The organism is Pseudomonas sp. P1.31 (assembly GCF_001269815.1).
Lineage (GTDB): Bacteria > Pseudomonadota > Gammaproteobacteria > Pseudomonadales > Pseudomonadaceae > Aquipseudomonas > Aquipseudomonas rustica.
Genome location: NZ_LHVN01000032.1, coordinates 181,332 through 200,494, shown reverse-complemented (window position 1 = coordinate 200,494; position 19,163 = coordinate 181,332). Strand labels below are relative to the sequence as shown.

Below are 19,163 nucleotides of genomic sequence, written 5' to 3'. Positions count from 1 at the left end.
TTTTGCCGGTTAGCACCCACGCTGACCAGTGCCTGCCCGTGTAGGAGCTGCCGAAGGCTGCGATCTTGATCGTTCCCACGCTCTGCGTGGGAATGCCTAAATAGACGCTCTGCGTCCGCGTTGGGACGCAGAGCGTCCCGGGCTGCATTCCCACGCAGAGCGTGGGAACGATCAGGGTCGGGGACGGTTAGCTGAAGATTTTCTGGAAGAACGCTTTCATGTCCGCCCAGGATTTTTCATCCGCCGCCTTGTTGTAACCAATATCCGGCCCACCATGTTCGCCATGGCTCAAACGATCCGCATCCGGATTGGTAAAACCATGCTTGGCGCCCTCAAGCGTGACGAACTTGTAGTTGGCCCCGGCCTTGTCCATTTCCGACTTGAAGGCGATGACATTGTTCGGCGTGACCATGCTGTCCAGCGCGCCATGCTCCACCAGAATTTTCGCCTTCACACTGCCAGGCGTCGCCGGCGTATTGGTCGCCAACGCGCCGTGGAAACTCACCACGCCCAACAACGGCGCACCCTGACGCGCCGCGTTCAGCACCACGCCCCCGCCGAAGCAATAACCGATGGCCGCGAGTTTGTTTACGTCGGTCTGTGGCTGCTTCTTCAGCAAATCCAGACCGGCTTCGAAGCGTTTGCTCGATGCCGCCGAATCCTTGGTCGCCGCCTGCATGAACGCCATTGCATCTTTCGGGTGCTCGGTGTTCTTGCCTTCACCGTACATATCAATCGCCAGCGCGCTGTAGCCAAGCTCGGCGAGATCACGCGCACGGCGTTTGGCGTAATCGTTCAGGCCCCACCATTCATGCACCACGACGACACCCGGGCGTGCGCCTTTTATAGCGTCGTCATAAGCGTAATAACCGATCAGTTTGGTGCCGTCGGCACTCTGGTAGGGGATTTCTTCGGTCTTGATCGCTGCCTGAGTCAGGCTGCTGACCGCCAGCAAAGTGAGGGCGAGGAACAGGCGCATGGTCGGGGTCTCTTTATCGAAAGTGGTCAAAACAGCCTAGTCGATTTGGTTCAGGTCAGGTTCAGAGACGGTTCAGGGGCGGTACAGGGGCTGGTCAGTAACCTTGCGCCATACCCAAACAGCACTGTGAAAGAGGAAATACCCATGACTCGTATAAACAAACTGCTGCTGGCATTTACCCTGTTGGGCTCCAGCCTCGCGGCCAATGCCGACGACACCACCAATTTCGCCGGCCTGTCCTTCGGCCAGACCAGTGACAAGATCGACAAGTCCAACGCGCTGAACGACAACCTCGGTCACCCGAACGCCACCGGCGCCATCGATGGCAACAACACTTACGGCGTACGCCTCGGTCAGCAAAACAGCCAAGGTCGCTACTACGCCACCTACGACAACGTGTCGGGCTCGCACAATGGCATTAAACTGCGACAGGAAAATCTGCTCGGCAGCTACGATCTGTTCTACCCGGTGGGCGGCAGCACCAAGTTGTTCGGCGGTGCCACGGCGGGTCTGACTAAACTCACTCAGGATTCGCCAGGCTACAGCCGCGACAGTGACATCGGTTATGCGGTCGGCGGCCAGTTGGGTGTGTTGCAGCAAGTGACCCAGAACACTTCGGTGGAACTCGGTTATCGTTACCTGATGAGCAACGCCAGCACCGAAATGAAAGAAAGCGGCGGCAGCAAACAAGGCTCGCTGGATCTGAACAGCAGCGCGCAGACTTACCTGTCGGCCAACTACAACTTCTGAGGACGACAGCGAAATTATTGTAGGAGCAAAGCTTGCTCGCGATGGCGCCGGATCAGTCGACTTCTAATTGACTGATTCACCGCTTTCGCGAGCAAGCTTTGCTCCTACAGGTGTGTTTTTGGAGATTCTGGATTTACCCGGGAGAGCGTTATGAAACTGTTGGTCGTCGAAGATGAGGCGCTGTTGCGCCATCACCTGCAAACCCGTCTCACGGAGAGCGGTCACGTGGTCGAGTCCGTGGCCAATGCCGAAGAGGCGCTGTACCAGACCGGGCAGTTCAACTTTGATCTGGCGGTGATCGATCTCGGCTTGCCGGGCATGAACGGCCTCGACCTGATCCGCCAGTTGCGCTCGGGCGGCAAGACCTTTCCGATCCTGATCCTCACCGCGCGCGGCAACTGGCAGGACAAGGTCGAAGGCCTCGCCGCCGGTGCCGACGATTACGTGGTCAAGCCGTTCCAGTTCGAAGAACTCGACGCGCGCCTGAATGCCTTGCTGCGCCGCTCCAGCGGTTTCACCCAGTCGACCATCGTCGCCGGACCGTTGCTGCTCGACCTCAATCGCAAGCAGGCGACCCTCGACGAACAACCGCTGGCGCTGACCGCCTACGAGTACCGCATCCTCGAATACCTCATGCGTCATCACCAGCAAGTGGTGCCCAAGGATCGCTTGATGGAGCAGCTCTACCCGGACGACGACGAGCGCGATCCGAACGTGATCGAAGTGCTGGTCGGCCGCCTGCGCCGCAAGCTCGAAGGCCCGGCCGGCTTCAAACCGATCGACACCGTGCGCGGCCTCGGCTATTTGTTCAATGAGCGCTGCACTTGATTCGTTCGCTTCGCGTCCGGCTGATGCTCGCCGCCACCACGTTGGCGGTGTTGTTCATGCTCGCCTTGCTCCCGGCGATGCAGGGCGCGTTCAGCCTCGCGTTGCAGGACTCGATCGAACAACGGCTGGCCTCGGACGTCACCACGCTGATCTCTGCCGCACGCATTGAAAACGGTCGGCTGGTGATGCCGAATCAGTTGCCGGACGAGCGTTTCAACCTCACCGACTTCCGCCTGCTCGGCTACATCTACGACCGCGAAGGGCACTTGGTCTGGCGCTCGAAAGCCACCCAGGAAGAACAGATCAACTACAAACCGCGCTACGACGGCCTCGGCAACGAGTTCGCGCGGATTCGTGAGGCCAACGGTCAGGAATTCTTCGTCTATGACGTCGAAGTGAAACTGCTCGGCGGCAAAAGTGCGGCGTTCAGCATCGTCGCGCTGCAACCGGTGCGCGAATACGAAGTCACCCTCGAAGGCTTGCGTGAAAACCTCTACCTCGGTTTCGGCGCAGCTTTGCTGGTGTTGCTGGCGCTGTTGTGGATCGGCCTGACCTGGGGCTTAAAAGCTTTGCGCCGACTCAGTCAGGAACTCGACGAAATCGAAGGCGGCACCCGCGAAAGCCTCACCGAACAACACCCGCGCGAACTGCTGCGCCTGACCGGCTCGCTCAACCGCTTGCTGCACAGCGAACGCCAGCAGCGCAGCCGCTACCGTGACTCCCTCGATGATCTGGCGCACAGCCTGAAAACCCCGCTGACGGTGTTGCAAGGCGTCAGCGAAGACATGGCCCAGCGCCCCGAAGATCGCGATCAGGCCTGGGTGCTGCAATCGCAGATCGAACGCATGAGCCAACAGATCGGCTACCAACTTCAACGCGCAAGCCTGCGCAAAAGCGGCCTGGTGCGCCATCAGGTGCGTCTGCAACCGGTGCTGAAAAGCCTTTGCGACACGCTGGACAAGGTCTATCGCGACAAACATGTACGCGTGGCGTTTGACCTGCCGGAGCATTGTTACGTGCCGATCGAGCAGGGCGCCTTGCTGGAGATGATGGGCAACTTGCTGGAGAACGCCTATCGCCTGTGTCTGGGCGAAGTGCGCATTAGCGTGCGTGAAAATCACGCCGGGGTTGAACTGTGCATCGAAGACGACGGCCCGGGCGTACCGCCGGATCAGCGTGCGCGGATTCTCGAGCGTGGCGAACGGCTGGATGCCCAGCATCCGGGGCAGGGGATCGGCTTGGCGGTGGTCAAGGACATCATCGAGAGTTACAGCGCCAAGCTGACGCTGGGGGATTCACCGATGGGTGGGGCGGCGTTCAGGATTCATTTTCCGGCGGTGTGATTGGGAGCTGCCCTCACCCTAACCCTCTCCCAGAGGTAGAGGGGACTGACCGAGGTGTCTGGCGTTATCCATCGACCTGAAATAGCCAGTCGATTATGGATTCAGCAGCGAAGTTTCAGGTCGGCGGAGATTTCGAGCATCCCCCAATCAGTCCCCTCTCCCTCCGGGAGAGGGTTAGGGTGAGGGGCTTTTGATGTAATGCCTCACTGCTCCTGCGCCCGATAAGCCCCCGGCGTCAGCCCCGTCCATTTCTTGAACGCCCGGTGAAACGCCGACGGCTCAGAAAACCCCAACTGCTCGGCAATCTGCTGCAACGACAAATCCGCGCGCCCTAAATGGTAGATGGCGATATCCCGCCGCAGCTGATCCTTCAGCTCCTGAAAACTCGTGCCTTCCTCACGCAAATGCCGGCGCAACGTCTGCGGGCTGATGTGCATCTGCGCGGCCACCGCTTCCAGATCCGGCCAATTCACGCTGTCGCGACTGAGCAAGCGGCGCAGCCGACTACTCAGGCTGTCACCGTCATCCGGGCGCGACAGCAAGTCAGCGGGGGAACGTTCGAGGAAGTGTTTGAGCGTGCGCTCGTCCTGCAACAACGGCATGTGCAGGTAGCGGCTGTGAAACAGCAGGCTGCTCTGATCGCTGGCAAACGTCATCGGGCAGGGAAACAGCAAATCGTATTCCGCGCCGTGTTCGGGGCGTGGGTAGCTGAACGTCACCTGCTCCAGCCGGATGCGCTGGCCAATCAGCCAACTGCCGAGGCGATGCCAGATCACCAGCAGGCTCTCGGTGAGAAAGTGATCCGGATCCCACAATTGCGCATCGGCGAGGCTCAAACGTACCCATTCGTCTTCGCGGCTCAGGGTCAGGCGCGGGCCTTGCGGGAATAGGCTATAAAACAATAAGCCGCGTTGCAGAGCCTTCTCCAGATTGCGGCAATGAATCGAGGCGTGGCACATCATCGCGAAGCTGCCTGGCTTGCTCGGTGCGTCGCCGAAACCGAGGTATTCGTCGTCCAACGCCAGCCACAGGCCCTGGATCAACTGAGTGAACTGTTCCGGCGCGAGACGCGCGCGAGGTTCGTCGAGCAATTCCGGGCTGATGCCGAGTTGCAGCAACAGACCCGAATAATCGAAACCCAGGCGGCGTGCGCCACCGAGGGCGGCACGGGCGAAATGACTGGCGATGGTGCGTTCGCGCATAAGCGACAAATCCTTCCTCAGGCGCCGGATGGTAGCCGGGGGCGGTACGAGCAACAAGGCGGATTTCCGCCAAATTGTAGGACGACAAGCGGCGAGTTGGCGGAAATCCGCCACACTCAACTCACCGGAAGGTGACACTGAAAACACCTGCAGCCCTTGATGTCAAAAGGCTTGCCGGGAAATGCACCAAAGTGGCACGGCGTTTGCGATAAGAGCGACAGAAGCGTGCGTTTATCCCGCCCGGAAAACGCCGCTCCAACAACAAATCCCTCCAGTGCAGGAGGGTTCGCAATTCAGGTTTCGCGGTGTAACAGATGGATGTTGCACGCGGGGCTCTTGAGGAAACTTGCAATGACGACTCGTCAGCCACTGTACAAATCCCTGTATTTCCAGGTGATCATCGCGATCATCATCGGTATCGCGCTTGGTCATTACTACCCGCAGTTCGGCGTGGCGGTAAAGCCGCTGGGTGACGGGTTCATCAAACTGATCAAAATGATCATCGCTCCAATCATCTTCTGCACCGTGGTCAGCGGCATCGCTGGCATGCAAAGCATGAAATCGGTCGGCAAGACCGGTGGTTACGCGCTTCTGTACTTCGAAATCGTTTCGACCATCGCTCTGCTGGTTGGTCTGGTTGTGGTCAACATTGTGCAGCCGGGCAACGGCATGCACATCGACGTCGCCACCCTCGACGCTTCGAAAGTCGCTTCCTATGTCGCGGCGGGCGCTGACCAAAGCGTTGTCGGCTTTCTACTCAACGTGATCCCGACCACCATCGTCGGCGCGTTCGCCACCGGTGACATCCTGCAAGTGCTGATGTTCTCGGTGATCTTCGGCTTCGCCCTGCATCGCCTGGGTGACTACGGCCGTCCGATCCTCGACTTCATCGATCGCTTCGCCCACGTGATGTTCAACATCATCAACATGATCATGAAGCTCGCGCCAATCGGTGCCTTCGGTGCCATGGCCTTCACCATCGGCGCTTACGGCGTGGGTTCGCTGGTGCAGCTGGGTCAACTGATGATCTGCTTCTACATCACTTGCCTGCTGTTCGTGTTGATCGTGCTCGGCGGCATCGCCCGCATGCACGGTTTCAGCGTGCTGAAAATGATCCGTTACATCCGTGAAGAGCTGCTGATCGTACTCGGCACTTCGTCGTCGGAATCGGTACTGCCACGCATGCTGATCAAGATGGAGCGTCTGGGCGCGAAGAAATCGGTAGTGGGTCTGGTGATCCCGACCGGTTACTCGTTCAACCTCGACGGCACCGCGATCTACCTGACCATGGCCGCTGTGTTCATTGCTCAGGCAACCGACACGCACATGGACATCACGCACCAGATCACGCTGCTGGTGGTGCTGCTGCTGTCCTCCAAAGGCGCAGCCGGTGTGACCGGTTCGGGCTTCATCGTGCTGGCCGCGACTCTGTCGGCGGTAGGTCACTTGCCGGTGGCCGGTCTGGCGCTGATCCTCGGTATCGACCGCTTCATGTCCGAAGCACGCGCACTGACCAACCTGGTGGGCAACGCTGTTGCGACCATCGTGGTTGCCAAGTGGGTGAAAGAGCTGGACACCGACGTACTGCAATCCGAGCTGGCCTCGGGCGGTCGCGGTATCGCTGATACCCGTCCTGAAGATGATCTGGGTGTGGCTGAAGGCCCAACCCCGAGCAGCGTCAAGTAAGTAAAAAAGCCCTTGTGGCGAGGGGATTCATCCCCGATGGAGTGCGCAGCAGTCCCTTCTTTTTAGTGGTAGAAGGGAGCCGCTACGCGACTCATCGGGGATAAACCCCCTCACCACAGGGTTTTTTATTGCCTGCGATTTGAGCGTAACGGTCACACCCGCTGACATATCCGGTGATTGCTGCATCGGCAATGGCTGCCTAGGCTGAGTGCATCGCCCAAGGAGTTCGCTCATGTCTGCACCGCTGGCCTCACTGAAAATCCTCGATTTCTCCACGCTGTTGCCGGGGCCGTTCGCGTCGCTGTTGTTGGCGGACATGGGCGCCGAGGTGCTGCGTATCGAATCGCCGACGCGCATGGATCTGCTGCGCGTATTACCGCCGCACGATGGCGGGATGTCTGCCAGTCACGCCTATCTCAATCGCAATAAGCGCAGTCTGGCGCTGGATCTCAAGCAGCCCGAAGCGCTCGAGGTGATCAAGCAATTGCTGGCGGATCACGACATCGTTTTGGAACAGTTTCGCCCCGGCGTGATGGAGCGTTTGGGGCTCGGATACGAGGCACTGAAGGCGATCAATCCAAAGCTGATCTACGTGTCGATCACCGGTTACGGCCAGACCGGCCCGTACAAGGATCGCGCCGGGCATGACATCAACTATCTCGCCCTCGCCGGGCTCTCCAGTTACACCGGTCGTGCCGACAGCGGGCCGTTGCCGTTGGGTATGCAGGTGGCGGATGTCGCCGGTGGTTCGTTGCACGGGGTGATCGGTTTACTCGCAGCGGTGATTGCGCGTCAGCAAACGGGGCAGGGTACCCATCTGGACGTGAGCATGACCGATTGCGCATTCAGCCTGAATGCCATGGCCGGCGCCGGGTATCTGGCTTGCGGCGAAGAGCCGGGCTGGGAAGACCAGATGCTCAATGGCGGCAGCTTTTACGACTATTACCGTTCGCGGGATGGGCGCTGGATGTCGGTCGGCAGTCTGGAGCCGGCGTTCATGCAGCAGCTGTGTACGGCGCTGGGCCGGCCGGAGTTGGCGGCGCAGGGCTTGTCGCCGAAACCTGCACAGCAGCGGGCGCTGAAGGAAGCATTGAAGATCGAGTTCGAGCGACATGACTTCGCTGAACTGTGCGAACTGTTTGCCGGGATCGATGCGTGTGTCGAACCGGTGTTGAATTTGAGTGAGGCGGTGCGGCATCCGCAGTTGCAGGCGCGCGAACTGGTGACGCAAGTGCCGCGCGGGGATGGCACGACGCAGGCGCAGATGGCGTGTCCGTTGAAGTTTTCCGAGGATTTACCGGCACCACGGCATGTGGGGGCGGTGTTGGGGCAGCATACGGATGAGGTGTTGGGGGCGTTGGGGTTTAGTCCTGCGAAAATTGCGGAGCTGCGGCGGGCCAAGGTCATTCTTTAGCTCGTTCCCACGCTCTGCGTGGGAATGAATCCCGTGACGCTCTGCGTCACAGTGGACGCGGAGCGTCCATGGCGGCGTTCCCACGCCGAGCATGGGAACGATCGGGGGGTCATTCCACCCGCATCTCACCACTGAACACCAACGTATTCCGGCAACTACGACACAAATATCGCCGCCCCTGCCGCACCAGGCTATGCCGCTGCGCCGAGAACGGAAAATCACTGTCCACGCACGGGCATTTGTAGATATAGCGGGTAACGCTGCGACGTTTAATGGCGTAGGTATGGCAGCGATCCGGCGGCAGTTCGTAAACACCGCGCATGATCAATTGCCATTCCTCGCCGTGCGGCTGAATGCGGTCGCCAAACAACTGATGGGCGATCAGGTGCGCAACTTCGTGGGCCACGGTTTGTTTGAGGAAATGTTCGGTGTTTTCCCGGTACAGCTGCGGATTGAAGCGCAGCAGGTTCTCGTGCAAATGCGCGACACCGGCTTTTTGCCCGCGCAGCTTGAGACTGACGACAGGGCGTTGGAAGTGACGTTTGAAAAAGGATTCAGCGAGTTGGTAACAGTCTTCGACGCGGGTATTGAGTTGCTCGGGCATGCTTGATGGATCTCCAGAGACGTCGAGTATGCCGCAACCCTGGGGACTTGCGAATCGTCGAGCTGCCGAATGGTCGTCCGGCAAACGACAAGGCCGCCTCGCGGCGGCCTTTATGAACAAGACGTTTGCTAGTTGGTGTATACGGGCCCCACGCCCAGCCCCCAGACGATCACGGTAAACGCCATGATGGCGACCAGCACCACCAGACCCACCGCCAGCACTGAGCTTGAGAACAGGAAACCTTCGTCCGACGGAATATTCATGAACGTCGGCAGCCCCACGTACAACAGATAAACCGTGTAACAGATGGCCGCCGTGCCGACGATCATCCCCAGCCACATATGCGGATACAGCGCCGCCAGCCCGCCGACAAACAACGGAGTTGCGGTGTAAGTGGCGAATGCGACACAACGGGCCAGACTCGGGTTGGCGTCGTATGTACGTGCCATCCAGTGCACGAAAGCGCCCATGACCGCGACGCCGCCAAGCATCGCCAGGTACGACATGACGGTCATCCAGATCGCGCTTTCGACGGTGAGCATCACCGGTGCGCGGTTGCCGATCACCCAGCCGACCTGAGTGGTGCCGATAAATGCCGAAATGGCGGGGATCGCCGCCAGAATCAGCGTGTGCGTCAGGTACATGTGGCTGATGCTTTCCTCTTGGTCGCCACGGATTTCCTTCCATTCCTGATCGGGGTGGGTAAAAAGTCCCACTACGTGATGGATCATGCCAGTCACTCCTCTTGTTATTGCCATCGCCCCCCAACGGAGCGCCTACGGGCCAATGAGGCCGAGCAAAGTCAGGTCATGGATGTGTGCGACCTTATGTCGCAGTATAGAAAGGACTTAACCGCACAGGTATTAGGGGCTTAGAGCAAATCGCGCTGTAAACACGGGGCTTAATCGCCGTACAGTCTTGAGTGATCGAACATCCAATCCTGTAGGAGCTGCCGAAGGCTGCGATCTTTTGATCTTGTTTTTTAAGATCAACATCAAAAGATCGCAGCCTTCGGCAGCTCCTACATGATTATGCATTTCAGAATGCGGCCGGTCGGTATGCTTCGCCCACGCGAGGTTTTTGCGTAAAATGCCGGCCTTTCGTCACACCTCACGGATTTCGCGTCATGGGCACTCTTACGGTCAACCAGAACAAACTGCAAAAGCGCCTGCGCCGCCTGGCCGGCGAAGCGGTTGCTGACTTCAACATGATTGAAGACGGCGACAAGGTCATGGTCTGCCTGTCCGGGGGCAAGGACAGTTACACCATGCTCGACGTGCTGCTGCACCTGCAGAAGGTTGCACCGATCAAGTTCGAGATCGTCGCGGTGAACATGGATCAAAAGCAGCCGGGCTTCCCCGAGCACGTGCTGCCGGCCTATCTGAAAGAACTGGGCGTCGAGTACCACATCGTCGAGAAAGACACCTACTCGGTGGTCAAGGAACTGATCCCGGAAGGCAAGACCACTTGCTCGCTGTGCTCACGTCTGCGTCGCGGCACGCTGTACACCTTTGCCGACGAAATCGGCGCGACGAAAATGGCCCTCGGTCATCACCGCGACGACATCGTCGAGACGTTCTTCCTCAACATGTTCTTCAACGGTTCGTTGAAAGCCATGCCGCCGAAGCTGCGCGCCGACGATGGCCGCAACGTGGTGATCCGTCCGCTGGCGTACTGCAACGAGAAAGACATTCAGGCCTATTCGGACTTGAAGCAATTCCCGATCATCCCGTGCAACCTCTGCGGTTCGCAGGAAAACCTGCAGCGTCAGGTGGTCAAGGAAATGCTCCTGGACTGGGAACGCAAGACACCCGGTCGAACGGAAAGCATCTTCCGCAGTCTGCAGAATGTCATCCCGTCGCAACTGGCCGACCGCAACCTGTTCGACTTCACCAGCCTGAAGATCGACGAGACCGCGGCTTCGCGCTTCGTTAACGTCGTCAATCTGTAAACCCCATTTTTATGTGGCCGCGCTTTTTGTGGCGAGGGGATTTATCCCCGATGGGCTGCGCAGCAGCCCCAGCTTTTCTGGGGAGCTCCGCTCCCCATCGGGGATAAATCCCCTCACCACAGGGCCCCGCATTAGTTTCTTTATTCAATTCACCAGGAGAGGGCATGCGCGATTACAAGTGGCTGCACGAATACTGTCTGAACCGCTTCAGTTCGGCGGCTGAACTGGAAGCCCATCTGCCCGTTCCCAAGACTCCCGCACAACTGCGCAAAATCAGCGACGACCGCTACCTTTCGACCATGGCCCTGCGCGTGTTCCGTGCCGGCCTCAAGCACAGCCTGGTCGATGCCAAGTGGCCGGCCTTCGAAGAAGTGTTCTTCAAGTTCGATCCGGAAAAAGTCGTGCTGATGAGCGCCGAACACCTCGAGCGCCTGATGCAGGATGCGCGGATCATTCGCCACCTCGGCAAGCTGAAAAGCGTGCCGCGCAATGCGCAGTTCATTCTCGATGTGGAAAAGGACAAGGGCAGTTTCGGCGCACTGATCGCCGACTGGCCGGTGACCGATATTGTCGGATTGTGGACGTACCTGAAAAAGCATGGCCATCAACTCGGCGGGCTGTCAGCGCCACGGTTTTTGCGCATGGTCGGCAAGGATACTTTTGTGCCGAGCTACGACGTGGTCGCGGCGCTCAATGCACAGAAGATCGTCGACAAAGTGCCGACCAGCCAGCGTGATCTGGCGATTGTGCAGAATGTCTTCAATCAGTGGCATGAAGAGAGCGGCGGACGGCCGATGAGCCAGATTTCGATGATGCTTGCTTATACCGTTAACCATTGAATCGCTGAAAGATCGCAGCCTTCGGCAGCTCCTACAGGGAAATGCATTCCACAAGTAGGAGCTGCCGAAGGCTGCGATCTTTTTCCATCAGGCGACGGAGATTTCCCCCTCGCCCGCCAACTTGCGATTCAACTGATACCGCCACCGCACATACAACAGCGCCGAGCAAAACACCGCCAGGCTCGCGACCATCTCCAGCACGCCAAACAACTGCCGGTTCGGGTCATACGCCGCCAGTGCGCCTTTGATGAAATACAGATTCACCACAAAACACATCCACGAATGACCACGGGCGCTGCCCATGATCATCGCCGGGGCGAGAACCAGCCACGGGATCAGCTCGACCAGCAGAATCACCCACGGCCGCGCGCCGTGCAGATCGGCGAAGATCAGATAGTACGCAGCGAGCAACCCGGCCAAGGCAAAAAAGCTCAGCAGACTGACCACCCGCATCGCTTTCACGCGCGGCTCAAGCCACTCGACCGAGGGCAGGATTTTCGGCTTCTTCGCCACCGTCAGCCCTCCAGTTTCTGCGCAGTCTTGGCCAGACGATGGCCGAGCGCACGGCACAGCGCGACTTCGTGCTGATCCAGACCCTTTTTGCCGTCCGCCCCAGCGTGATGGCTGGCGCCGTAAGGCGTGCCGCCGCCCTGGGTTTCCAGCAGTGCCGATTCGCTGTACGGCAGACCGGTGATGAGCATGCCGTGGTGCAGCAGTGGCAGCATCATCGACAGCAGCGTGGTTTCTTGACCGCCGTGCAAACTGGCGGTGGAGGTGAACACGCCGGCCGGTTTGCCAACCAGAGCACCGGTCAGCCACAGGTTGCTGGTGCCATCGAGGAAGTATTTCAGCGGCGCGGCCATGTTGCCGAAACGCGTCGGGCTACCGAGGGCCAGGCCGGCGCAGTTTTTCAGATCATCCAGCGTGGCGTAGAGCGCGCCTTCGTCCGGAATGCTCGGCGCAACGGCTTCGCACTCGGTGGAGATCGCCGGCACGGTGCGCAAACGCGCTTCGAGGCCAGCCTGCTCGACACCGCGAGCAATCTGCCGCGCCATCTCGTTGGTCGAGCCATTGCGGCTGTAATACAACACCAGAATGTACGGCGCGCTCACGGCAGCAGCTCCAGCACATTTTCCGGCGGACGACCGATGACGGCTTTGTCGCCAACTTCAAGAATCGGTCGCTCCATCAGTTTCGGATGCTGGGCGATGGCGTCGATCAATTGCGCTTCGCTGAGGCTTTCATCCGCCAGTTGAAGCATTTTGTATTCATCTTCCCCGGTACGCAGCAACTGGCGTGCGCTGATCCCGAGCTTGCCGAGCAGGGCCTTGATTTGCGCCGCATTCAGCGGGGTTTCGAGGTAACGCACGACGTTTGGGCTCAGGCCGCGAGCTTCAATTAGTTCCAGCGCGCCGCGGGATTTCGAGCAGCGCGGATTGTGATAAAGCGTCAGATCGGTCATGGCGGGTCGCTTCTGGCGTAAAGTGGCGGCTATTCTAACTGTGCAGCGCGCAATCCAGAACCGTCAGAGGCGATGGGTCGCAGGCGCGTTTAAATTTTCACAAGGAACATGACATGACACGGCGATTGGCAGCGGCATTGACGATTATCGGGGCGTTGATGCTGGGGGGCTGCGGTAACGACTACGGCATCGACCAGAACGGGCAGAAAGTCGCGTCCGAGCGTCTGGACAAACAATGGGTAGTGCTTAACTACTGGGCCGAATGGTGCGGTCCGTGCCGAACGGAGATTCCGGAACTCAATCATCTGGCTGACGAGCTCGAGGGCAAGAACGTCGGCGTGTTCGGGGTCAATTTCGACAACGTGCAGGGCGCGGAGCTGAAAGAGGCCAGTGAAAAACTCGGTATCAAGTTCACCGTGCTGGCGCAGGATCCGGCGGAGCTGTTCGACGTGCCGCGCAGTGAAGCGCTGCCGGTGACGTACATCATCGACAACAAAGGCAAGGTGCGTGAACAGCTGATGGGCGAGCAGACGGCGGCGGGGGTGATGGCGAAGCTGGAGGCGTTGCAGGCTACTAAATAGGTTGTTGCCGGTCAGGCTCGTTCCCACGCCGGAGTGTGGGAACGATCAAAAGATCGCAGCCTTCGGCAGCTCCTACAGGGGGTACGCGGACTCATGTAGGAGCTGCCGAAGGCTGCGATCTTTTTTGCGGCTGAACAATCAGCCCTCTTCCAGCCACCAACGCAAAGGCTTGCCTTCAGCCGGCCAGAAGCGCATCTGCTCGATTGGCGAGATGTCCCAGCGCTCGACATGCTCCAGCGCTTCGAGGAAGCGTTGCTCCTGCTCCATCAACGCCGGCGCGCACAGTTTGCGGGTCTTGCCGATTTTGCCGAAGCTCAGCTTGTCGCCTTCCAGCGTGTATGGCGCGAACCAATGGTTGCAGCCGCCGTTGCCGTAAGCGCGACCATCCTCGCCGAGGGTCACGGTCAGATGGCTGTAATCCATCAATGGCCGTTCACCGATCCACTCCAGAATGTAGCTGCGGTTTTGTTGCAGTTGCACAGGCTCAGCCGCACAACCCACCAGACCAACACCGACCAACGCGGTCAGGGCAAAGCGTTTCATCACGCAGGCTCCTGGCATTTCGGGCACAGGTGCTTGTCGCCAACGGCTTTCCAGCCCAGCTCGGCAATCCGCGCGGTGGCGGCCGGTTTCTCTGCGGTTTTGCCCAGCTTGGCGTCCACGGCGAACTCAAAGCTCAGCTCTTTGGCGCAGCTGTCGCAGTTGACCTGCCAGGTGTGGATCGCCAGTTCGCCGAACACCGGGCCGGTGGTCATCGCAGTCCATTGGCCCGGCGGATTGATCAGGTGGCGGACGGTTTCGACGGTCAGGCGCATGGACAAATCCTTGCTGCCTTTGAGGGTGACCAACAGCGCGTCACCGATGCGGATCGAACCACCGTTGCCGGTGACCTGATAGCGGCCCGGAACGAGGGCGCGGCATTCGGTGAGGGTGTGTTGCGGGTTCATCAGCGTGTAGCGGAAATCGTGTTCGACCATGGGTCCTCCAAATATGCGCGACATGCTAGCACGGGCTCGATTGCAGGATGATGCGCGCGTGCGACCTTCGATCCGGTTCAAATCGACCCGCACCCATGGCAAACTGCCGCCCTCGACTCTGAAGGAACGGAACATGGCGCTGATCGAATGTTATGAATGCAAGCGGAACATCAGTTCCGAAGCCTTGGTGTGCATTCATTGCGGGGCCCCGATGGCCGAGCAAGCGGCGCATGTGCAAGCGCAGGCCGCCGCTGCCCCCACGAAGGCCTCGACGATTTCTTTCGGCAGTCTGCCGCGCAACAAGGCTGTGCCGGAGGCCGTTGTCCCGCCCGCCGCTGAACCGCTACCGAAAGTGATGCCCGCCGCAGCAGGACGCCGCCGTCGTCAGCAAGCGGCGCAACCGGTTTCACCGCAGATCAATGCCGATGGCAGCCGCCCGGTCGAAGGCTGGCTGAAGATCATGATCTTCCTGCTGCCGATGGTGTTTGTCTGGTTCCTGCTGCGCAACGGGCATTCGGCGAAACAACGGCTGTTCGGCTTCGGCTGGCTGGCCTTGCTGATTCTGGCGTCGTCGCTGTCGCCGAAATAACCGTCAGCCCTCGACCTGGTTCTGCGGCGCACCCGCCGCCCAGGTCGCGATGTTGTGCAGCGTGGTTGCCGCGATCGCGCCCAGTGCCTCGCGCGTGAGAAACGCCTGATGCGCGGTGATGATCACGTTAGGAAAGGTCAGCAACCGCGCCAGCACATCGTCCTGCAACGGCAAGTCCGAGCGATCCTCGAAAAACAGCTGTGCTTCTTCTTCGTAGACATCCAGCCCCAGATAACCGAGTTGCCCATCCTTCAGTGCGTCGATCAGCGCTGGCGTGTCGACCAGTCCGCCGCGCCCGGTGTTGATCAGCATTGCCCCGGCTTGCATGTGCGCCAGTGAATCGCGGTTGATCAGGTGTTTGCTCTGCTCATTGAGCGGGCAGTGCAGGCTGATGATTCGCGACTGCGCGAGCAACTCCGGCAGGCTCAAATAACGCGCGCCCAAAGCGACAACGTCCGGGTTTGGATAGGGGTCGTAAGCGAGCAACTCGCAGCCGAAACCGTGCATGATTTTCGCGAAGGTCGCACCGATCTGTCCGGTGCCGACGATGCCCACCGTTTTGCCAACCAGATCGAAACCAGTCAGACCGTGCAGGGTGAAATCACCTTCGCGGGTGCGGTTGTAGGCGCGGTGCAGACGACGGTTGAGGGCGAGAATCAATGCCACCGCATGTTCAGCGATAGCATGCGGCGAATACGCGGGAACACGCACGACCGCCAGTCCCAAACGTTTCGCGGCAGGCAGATCGACATGGTTGTAACCCGCCGAACGCAAGGCAATCAACCGTGTGCCGCCAGCGGCGAGACGTTCCAACACTGGAGCGCTGAGATCGTCATTGATAAACGCGCAAACCACTTCGTGTTGGTCGGCGAGGGCCGCTGTGTCGAGGCTGAGCCGGGCCGGTTGGAAGTGCAGTTCGAGATTCGCCGGGCAGTCGGCGGCGAGGAAGCTGTCGCGGTCGTAGGTCTGACTGCTGAAAACGATCGTGCGCATGAAATCCTCCTGGAGCATCGACGCGGGTTGAAACACCCGCGAGCACTTTAGCGGCAACAGCGGTAAGCGGTGTTGCGCTGGGTCAGGCGCTGATCTTCGCTTGCGTGGCCAGGCGATTGATCGAGCGTTCCAGTTCATCCAGCGCTGCCGAGGCCTTGGGGTCGTCTTGCTTGAGCAAGGTTTCGCTGCGCTGGCAGGCCGCGCGCAATTGCGGCACGCCGCAGTAACGGGTGGCGCCGTGCAGGCGATGCACGCGCTCAAGCAAAGCGTTTTGATCGTGGCTGTCGCGGGCCGTGCGAATCGCTTCACGGTCGGCTTCAAGCGAGGCCAGCAGCATCGCCAGCATGTCCGCCGCCAGATCGGCTTTGCCGGCGGCCAGACGCAAACCTTCGTCGTGATCGAGCACTGGCAATTCATGGTTGAGTGCAGCGCTGTCGCTGAGTCGATCCGGCGCCTGATTGCGTAACGCCAGACCGGTCCACTTCAGTACCACCTGCGCCAGTTGCCGCTCGCTGATCGGTTTGGTCAGGTAGTCGTCCATGCCGCTTTGCAGCAGCGCGCGTTTTTCGTTGGCCATCGCGTGGGCGGTGAGGGCGACGATTGGCAGCGGCGTGCAATGCCGCTCGCTTTCCCACTGGCGGATGGTTTCGGTGCTCTGGCGCCCGTCCATGCCGGGCATCTGCACGTCCATCAGCACCAGATCGAAGGATTCCGTTTGCACGGCTTTGACAGCGGCGTAACCGCTCTCGACCGCGAGCACTTTGGCGCCCATGTCTTCGAGCAAGGTCTGCACCAGCAACAGGTTTGCCGGGTTGTCATCGACGCACAGCACACGCGGCGCGCGACTCGACAACGGTTCGCCCGGTTCGCTGCGCATCTGGCGCGGATTGACCAGATCGGACAGGGCCCGGCGCAACTTGCGCGTGCAGGCCGGTTTCGCCTGCAACTGGCTGTGCGGGTTGGGCACCGACAGATGGAACAGTGTCTGTTCGGTGGTCGGGCACAGCACCAGTACTTTGCAGCCGAGGTGTTCGAGATCCCAGATGTGCTGGTTCAAGCGCTCCGGCAACATGTCGTTGCTGGTGATGCCGATGACCGCCAGATCAATCGCCTGATCCGTCTGGTGCGCGCCGGTGACGCCATTGGTCAAGGTTTCCAGGGTATTGAACGGCGTGACGTCGAGGCCGCAATCTTCCAGTTGATGCTGCAAGGCCTGGCGCGCCAGTTCGTGATTTTCCAGCACCGCCACGCGACGCCCGAGCAGCGGCGCGGCGGGCAGGTCTTCGGCATCATCACGGGTTTTCGGCAGGCTCAGGCTGATCCAGAATTCCGAGCCTTCGCCCGGCGTGCTGTCGACGCCGATTTCGCCGCCCATCTGCTCGATCAAACGTTTGGAAATCACCAGCCCCAACCCGGTGCCGCCGGGCTGGCGCGACAGCGAATTGTCGGCCTGACTGAACGCTTGAAACAGTGCGCGCACGTCCTGATTCGACAGGCCGATGCCGGTGTCCTGAATGCTGATGCGCAGTTGCACGCTGTCTTCGTGCTCTTCTTCGAGCATGGCGCGGGCGACGATGGTGCCTTCGCGGGTGAACTTGATCGCGTTGCTGACCAGATTGGTGAGGATCTGCTTGAGGCGCAGTGGATCACCGACCAGCGACAGCGGCGTGTCGCGATACACCAGACTGACCAGCTCCAATTGCTTGGCGTGCGCGGCGGGGGCGAGGATGGTCAGAGTGTCCTGCAACAGGTCGCGCAGGTTGAACGGAATATGGTCGAGCACCAGTTTGCCGGCCTCGATTTTCGAGAAGTCGAGGATCTCGTTGATGATGCCCAGCAGGCTATCGGCGGATTTTTCGATGGTGCCCAGATAGTCGAGCTGACGCGGGGTCAGTTCGCTTTTCTGCAACAGATGCGTGAAGCCGAGAATGCCGTTGAGCGGCGTACGGATTTCGTGGCTCATGTTGGCGAGGAATTCGGACTTGATCCGGCTCGCTTCCAGCGCTTCTTTGCGCGCCAGATCCAGCTCGATGTTCTGGATCTCGATGGTTTCCAGATTCTGGCGCACGTCTTCGGTGGCCTGATCGACGCTGTGCTGCAACTCTTCGCGGGCATTCTGCAGGGTGCCGGCCATGCGATTGATGCCGGAAGCGAGTTCATCCAGTTCCTGACTGCCGAGCGGCGGCAGGCGGGTTTCCAGATGACCGTCCTTGAGTTGTGCGACGGCCTGTTTGATCTGGCCCAGCGGACGGTTGATGGTGCGGCCCATGCGCAACGCGAGCAGCGCGGCACCGGCCAGACCGGCGACTATTAATAGAAGGCTGGCAAACAGACTGCGATAACCGCGCAGCAGCATGCCGTTGTGCGACAGCTCCAGTTCAACCCAGCCCAATAAGCGATCGGACTCTGCCGGGATCAGTTCGCCGGCGAGGTTGCGGTGCTTGCCGAACACCGGCATCAGGTAACGCGTCGCATCATTGCCGCTGCGTCGTTGCAGTTGCGCGCTGTCACCGCTCGGCGCTTGATTGAGCATGGTCGGGCCGGCGTGGGCCAGCGGTGAGCGATCCGGCGCAAGGAAGGTCACCGCGCGCACGTCGGGTTGTTCAAGGGATTGCGTGGCGATGCGCTCCAGCAACTCATTGTTGCCGTGACCCATGGCGGGCGCGACCAGCGGGGCCAGTTGTTCGGCGATCATTTCGCCGCGCTGCATCAATTGGCTCTGCAAGTCGGACTGCTGCATCCAGGTGAAATAGCCACCCAGCACCAGCGCCATCAGGCTGGTCGGCAACAAGGTCAGCAACAACACGCGACCTTTGATTCCCAGTTTCTTGAGCACGCCTATCTCCTGCATCCCGCTGATCTGTTGACTCATGCGTGCATCCGGCACGCGACATTGGCGCAGTGTAGCGATTTGCTCGCGGGCAATCTCCGGAAAAATGGTGTCGCCATCGGTCAGCGTGTGGGT

Annotated in this window: 20 protein-coding genes; 9 read left to right on the top strand and 11 right to left on the bottom strand. The window is 59.9% G+C overall.

Features of this window, described 5'->3' with window-relative positions:
* Positions 1-187 precede the first annotated feature (187 nt).
* Entirely contained in the window at positions 188-979 is a 792-nt protein-coding gene (locus AD669_RS19655; protein WP_053122802.1) for a dienelactone hydrolase family protein, read from the bottom strand.
* A 144-nt stretch (positions 980-1,123) separates the two neighbouring features.
* Here AD669_RS19655 and AD669_RS19650 point away from each other — a divergent pair, with 144 nt between their 5' ends.
* The 3 genes from AD669_RS19650 to AD669_RS19640 all read left to right on the top strand — a co-directional run bounded on the left by AD669_RS19650 (position 1,124) and on the right by AD669_RS19640 (position 3,900).
* The gene (locus AD669_RS19650; protein ID WP_053122800.1) at positions 1,124-1,729 is read left to right on the top strand and encodes a hypothetical protein; all 606 of its coding nucleotides are present in this window, start codon (positions 1,124-1,126) and stop codon (positions 1,727-1,729) included.
* Positions 1,730-1,879: 150 nt separating this feature from the next.
* A complete protein-coding gene (locus tag AD669_RS19645) occupies positions 1,880-2,557 on the top strand; it encodes a response regulator transcription factor (protein WP_053122799.1) in 678 nt (225 codons plus the stop codon).
* Positions 2,554-3,900, top strand: a complete 1,347-nt coding sequence (locus AD669_RS19640) for an ATP-binding protein (RefSeq protein WP_053122797.1) — start codon at positions 2,554-2,556, stop codon at positions 3,898-3,900. Before AD669_RS19645 ends, AD669_RS19640 begins: the two co-directional genes overlap by 4 nt.
* 203 nt (positions 3,901-4,103) lie before the next feature.
* Here AD669_RS19640 and AD669_RS19635 read toward each other — a convergent pair whose 3' ends face one another.
* On the bottom strand, positions 4,104-5,102 hold the full coding sequence (locus AD669_RS19635) for an AraC family transcriptional regulator (protein WP_053122795.1): 999 nt from the start codon (positions 5,100-5,102) through the stop codon (positions 4,104-4,106).
* 351 nt (positions 5,103-5,453) lie between these two features.
* On the opposite strand from AD669_RS19635, the gene AD669_RS19630 reads away from it, so the two are divergent.
* Entirely contained in the window at positions 5,454-6,788 is a 1,335-nt protein-coding gene (locus AD669_RS19630) for a dicarboxylate/amino acid:cation symporter (protein ID WP_053122793.1), read from the top strand.
* Between the two features lie 232 nt (positions 6,789-7,020).
* Entirely contained in the window at positions 7,021-8,202 is a 1,182-nt protein-coding gene (locus AD669_RS19625; RefSeq protein WP_053122791.1) for a CaiB/BaiF CoA-transferase family protein, read from the top strand.
* Positions 8,203-8,311: 109 nt separating this feature from the next.
* Here AD669_RS19625 and AD669_RS19620 read toward each other — a convergent pair whose 3' ends face one another.
* The gene (locus tag AD669_RS19620) at positions 8,312-8,806 is read right to left on the bottom strand and encodes a SprT family zinc-dependent metalloprotease (protein WP_053122789.1); all 495 of its coding nucleotides are present in this window, start codon (positions 8,804-8,806) and stop codon (positions 8,312-8,314) included.
* A gap of 128 nt (positions 8,807-8,934) precedes the next feature.
* Positions 8,935-9,537 carry a Yip1 family protein gene (locus AD669_RS19615; protein ID WP_053122787.1) on the bottom strand — a complete coding sequence of 201 codons (603 nt, stop codon included), beginning with the start codon at positions 9,535-9,537 and terminating at the stop codon, positions 8,935-8,937.
* Between the two features lie 395 nt (positions 9,538-9,932).
* On the opposite strand from AD669_RS19615, the gene ttcA reads away from it, so the two are divergent.
* A complete protein-coding gene (ttcA, locus tag AD669_RS19610) occupies positions 9,933-10,757 on the top strand; it encodes a tRNA 2-thiocytidine(32) synthetase TtcA (protein ID WP_053122785.1) in 825 nt (274 codons plus the stop codon).
* Positions 10,758-10,921: 164 nt separating this feature from the next.
* Complete coding sequence (locus tag AD669_RS19605; RefSeq protein ID WP_053122784.1) at positions 10,922-11,596, top strand: DNA-3-methyladenine glycosylase I; 675 nt, start codon at positions 10,922-10,924, stop codon at positions 11,594-11,596.
* Between the two features lie 87 nt (positions 11,597-11,683).
* Here the strand turns inward: AD669_RS19605 and AD669_RS19600 are convergent, their stop codons facing one another.
* Genes AD669_RS19600 through arsC form a run of 3 tightly spaced genes read right to left on the bottom strand, consistent with a single transcriptional unit; the run spans position 11,684 to position 13,058 of the window.
* Positions 11,684-12,109 (bottom strand): DUF2069 domain-containing protein, encoded by a 426-nt coding sequence (locus AD669_RS19600; RefSeq protein WP_053122782.1) that lies wholly within the window; start codon positions 12,107-12,109, stop codon positions 11,684-11,686.
* A gap of 2 nt (positions 12,110-12,111) precedes the next feature.
* Positions 12,112-12,708 (bottom strand): NAD(P)H:quinone oxidoreductase, encoded by a 597-nt coding sequence (wrbA, locus tag AD669_RS19595; RefSeq protein ID WP_053122780.1) that lies wholly within the window; start codon positions 12,706-12,708, stop codon positions 12,112-12,114.
* Positions 12,705-13,058 (bottom strand): arsenate reductase (glutaredoxin), encoded by a 354-nt coding sequence (gene arsC, locus AD669_RS19590; protein ID WP_053122778.1) that lies wholly within the window; start codon positions 13,056-13,058, stop codon positions 12,705-12,707. The genes wrbA and arsC overlap by 4 nt, the downstream gene beginning before the upstream one ends.
* Positions 13,059-13,171: 113 nt before the next feature.
* Here arsC and AD669_RS19585 point away from each other — a divergent pair, with 113 nt between their 5' ends.
* Positions 13,172-13,639: a TlpA disulfide reductase family protein gene (locus AD669_RS19585; protein ID WP_053122776.1), complete on the top strand. Its 468-nt coding sequence runs from the start codon at positions 13,172-13,174 to the stop codon at positions 13,637-13,639.
* A 138-nt stretch (positions 13,640-13,777) separates the two neighbouring features.
* On the opposite strand, the gene AD669_RS19580 is transcribed toward AD669_RS19585, so the two are convergent.
* Together AD669_RS19580 and AD669_RS19575 are read right to left on the bottom strand one after the other, a co-directional pair.
* On the bottom strand, positions 13,778-14,182 hold the full coding sequence (locus AD669_RS19580) for an META domain-containing protein (RefSeq protein WP_053122774.1): 405 nt from the start codon (positions 14,180-14,182) through the stop codon (positions 13,778-13,780).
* Entirely contained in the window at positions 14,182-14,616 is a 435-nt protein-coding gene (locus AD669_RS19575) for a hypothetical protein (RefSeq protein ID WP_038367468.1), read from the bottom strand. Before AD669_RS19575 ends, AD669_RS19580 begins: the two co-directional genes overlap by 1 nt.
* 133 nt (positions 14,617-14,749) lie before the next feature.
* Between AD669_RS19575 and AD669_RS19570 the strand changes: the two genes are divergently transcribed.
* A complete protein-coding gene (locus AD669_RS19570) occupies positions 14,750-15,205 on the top strand; it encodes a hypothetical protein (RefSeq protein ID WP_053122772.1) in 456 nt (151 codons plus the stop codon).
* 3 nt (positions 15,206-15,208) lie between these two features.
* Here AD669_RS19570 and AD669_RS19565 read toward each other — a convergent pair whose 3' ends face one another.
* Together AD669_RS19565 and AD669_RS19560 are read right to left on the bottom strand one after the other, a co-directional pair.
* Positions 15,209-16,198 carry a 2-hydroxyacid dehydrogenase gene (locus AD669_RS19565; protein ID WP_053122770.1) on the bottom strand — a complete coding sequence of 330 codons (990 nt, stop codon included), beginning with the start codon at positions 16,196-16,198 and terminating at the stop codon, positions 15,209-15,211.
* An 82-nt stretch (positions 16,199-16,280) separates the two neighbouring features.
* Positions 16,281-19,034: a response regulator gene (locus AD669_RS19560; RefSeq protein WP_053123306.1), complete on the bottom strand. Its 2,754-nt coding sequence runs from the start codon at positions 19,032-19,034 to the stop codon at positions 16,281-16,283.
* Positions 19,035-19,163 lie beyond the last annotated feature (129 nt).

What these genes read in the sequence shown, in the direction of transcription:
- AD669_RS19615 (WP_053122787.1), bottom strand. Translation starts at nt 9,537, where the DNA reads ATGATCCATCACGTAGTGGGACTTTTTACCCACCCCGATCAGGAATGG.
- AD669_RS19565 (WP_053122770.1), bottom strand. Translation starts at nt 16,198, where the DNA reads ATGCGCACGATCGTTTTCAGCAGTCAGACCTACGACCGCGACAGCTTC.
- AD669_RS19625 (WP_053122791.1), top strand. Translation starts at nt 7,021, where the DNA reads ATGTCTGCACCGCTGGCCTCACTGAAAATCCTCGATTTCTCCACGCTG.
- arsC (WP_053122778.1), bottom strand. Translation starts at nt 13,058, where the DNA reads ATGACCGATCTGACGCTTTATCACAATCCGCGCTGCTCGAAATCCCGC.
- AD669_RS19570 (WP_053122772.1), top strand. Translation starts at nt 14,750, where the DNA reads ATGGCGCTGATCGAATGTTATGAATGCAAGCGGAACATCAGTTCCGAA.
- AD669_RS19635 (WP_053122795.1), bottom strand. Translation starts at nt 5,102, where the DNA reads ATGCGCGAACGCACCATCGCCAGTCATTTCGCCCGTGCCGCCCTCGGT.
- AD669_RS19655 (WP_053122802.1), bottom strand. Translation starts at nt 979, where the DNA reads ATGCGCCTGTTCCTCGCCCTCACTTTGCTGGCGGTCAGCAGCCTGACT.
- AD669_RS19585 (WP_053122776.1), top strand. Translation starts at nt 13,172, where the DNA reads ATGACACGGCGATTGGCAGCGGCATTGACGATTATCGGGGCGTTGATG.
- ttcA (WP_053122785.1), top strand. Translation starts at nt 9,933, where the DNA reads ATGGGCACTCTTACGGTCAACCAGAACAAACTGCAAAAGCGCCTGCGC.
- AD669_RS19650 (WP_053122800.1), top strand. Translation starts at nt 1,124, where the DNA reads ATGACTCGTATAAACAAACTGCTGCTGGCATTTACCCTGTTGGGCTCC.
- AD669_RS19645 (WP_053122799.1), top strand. Translation starts at nt 1,880, where the DNA reads ATGAAACTGTTGGTCGTCGAAGATGAGGCGCTGTTGCGCCATCACCTG.
- AD669_RS19575 (WP_038367468.1), bottom strand. Translation starts at nt 14,616, where the DNA reads ATGGTCGAACACGATTTCCGCTACACGCTGATGAACCCGCAACACACC.
- AD669_RS19620 (WP_053122789.1), bottom strand. Translation starts at nt 8,806, where the DNA reads ATGCCCGAGCAACTCAATACCCGCGTCGAAGACTGTTACCAACTCGCT.
- AD669_RS19580 (WP_053122774.1), bottom strand. Translation starts at nt 14,182, where the DNA reads ATGAAACGCTTTGCCCTGACCGCGTTGGTCGGTGTTGGTCTGGTGGGT.
- AD669_RS19605 (WP_053122784.1), top strand. Translation starts at nt 10,922, where the DNA reads ATGCGCGATTACAAGTGGCTGCACGAATACTGTCTGAACCGCTTCAGT.
- AD669_RS19630 (WP_053122793.1), top strand. Translation starts at nt 5,454, where the DNA reads ATGACGACTCGTCAGCCACTGTACAAATCCCTGTATTTCCAGGTGATC.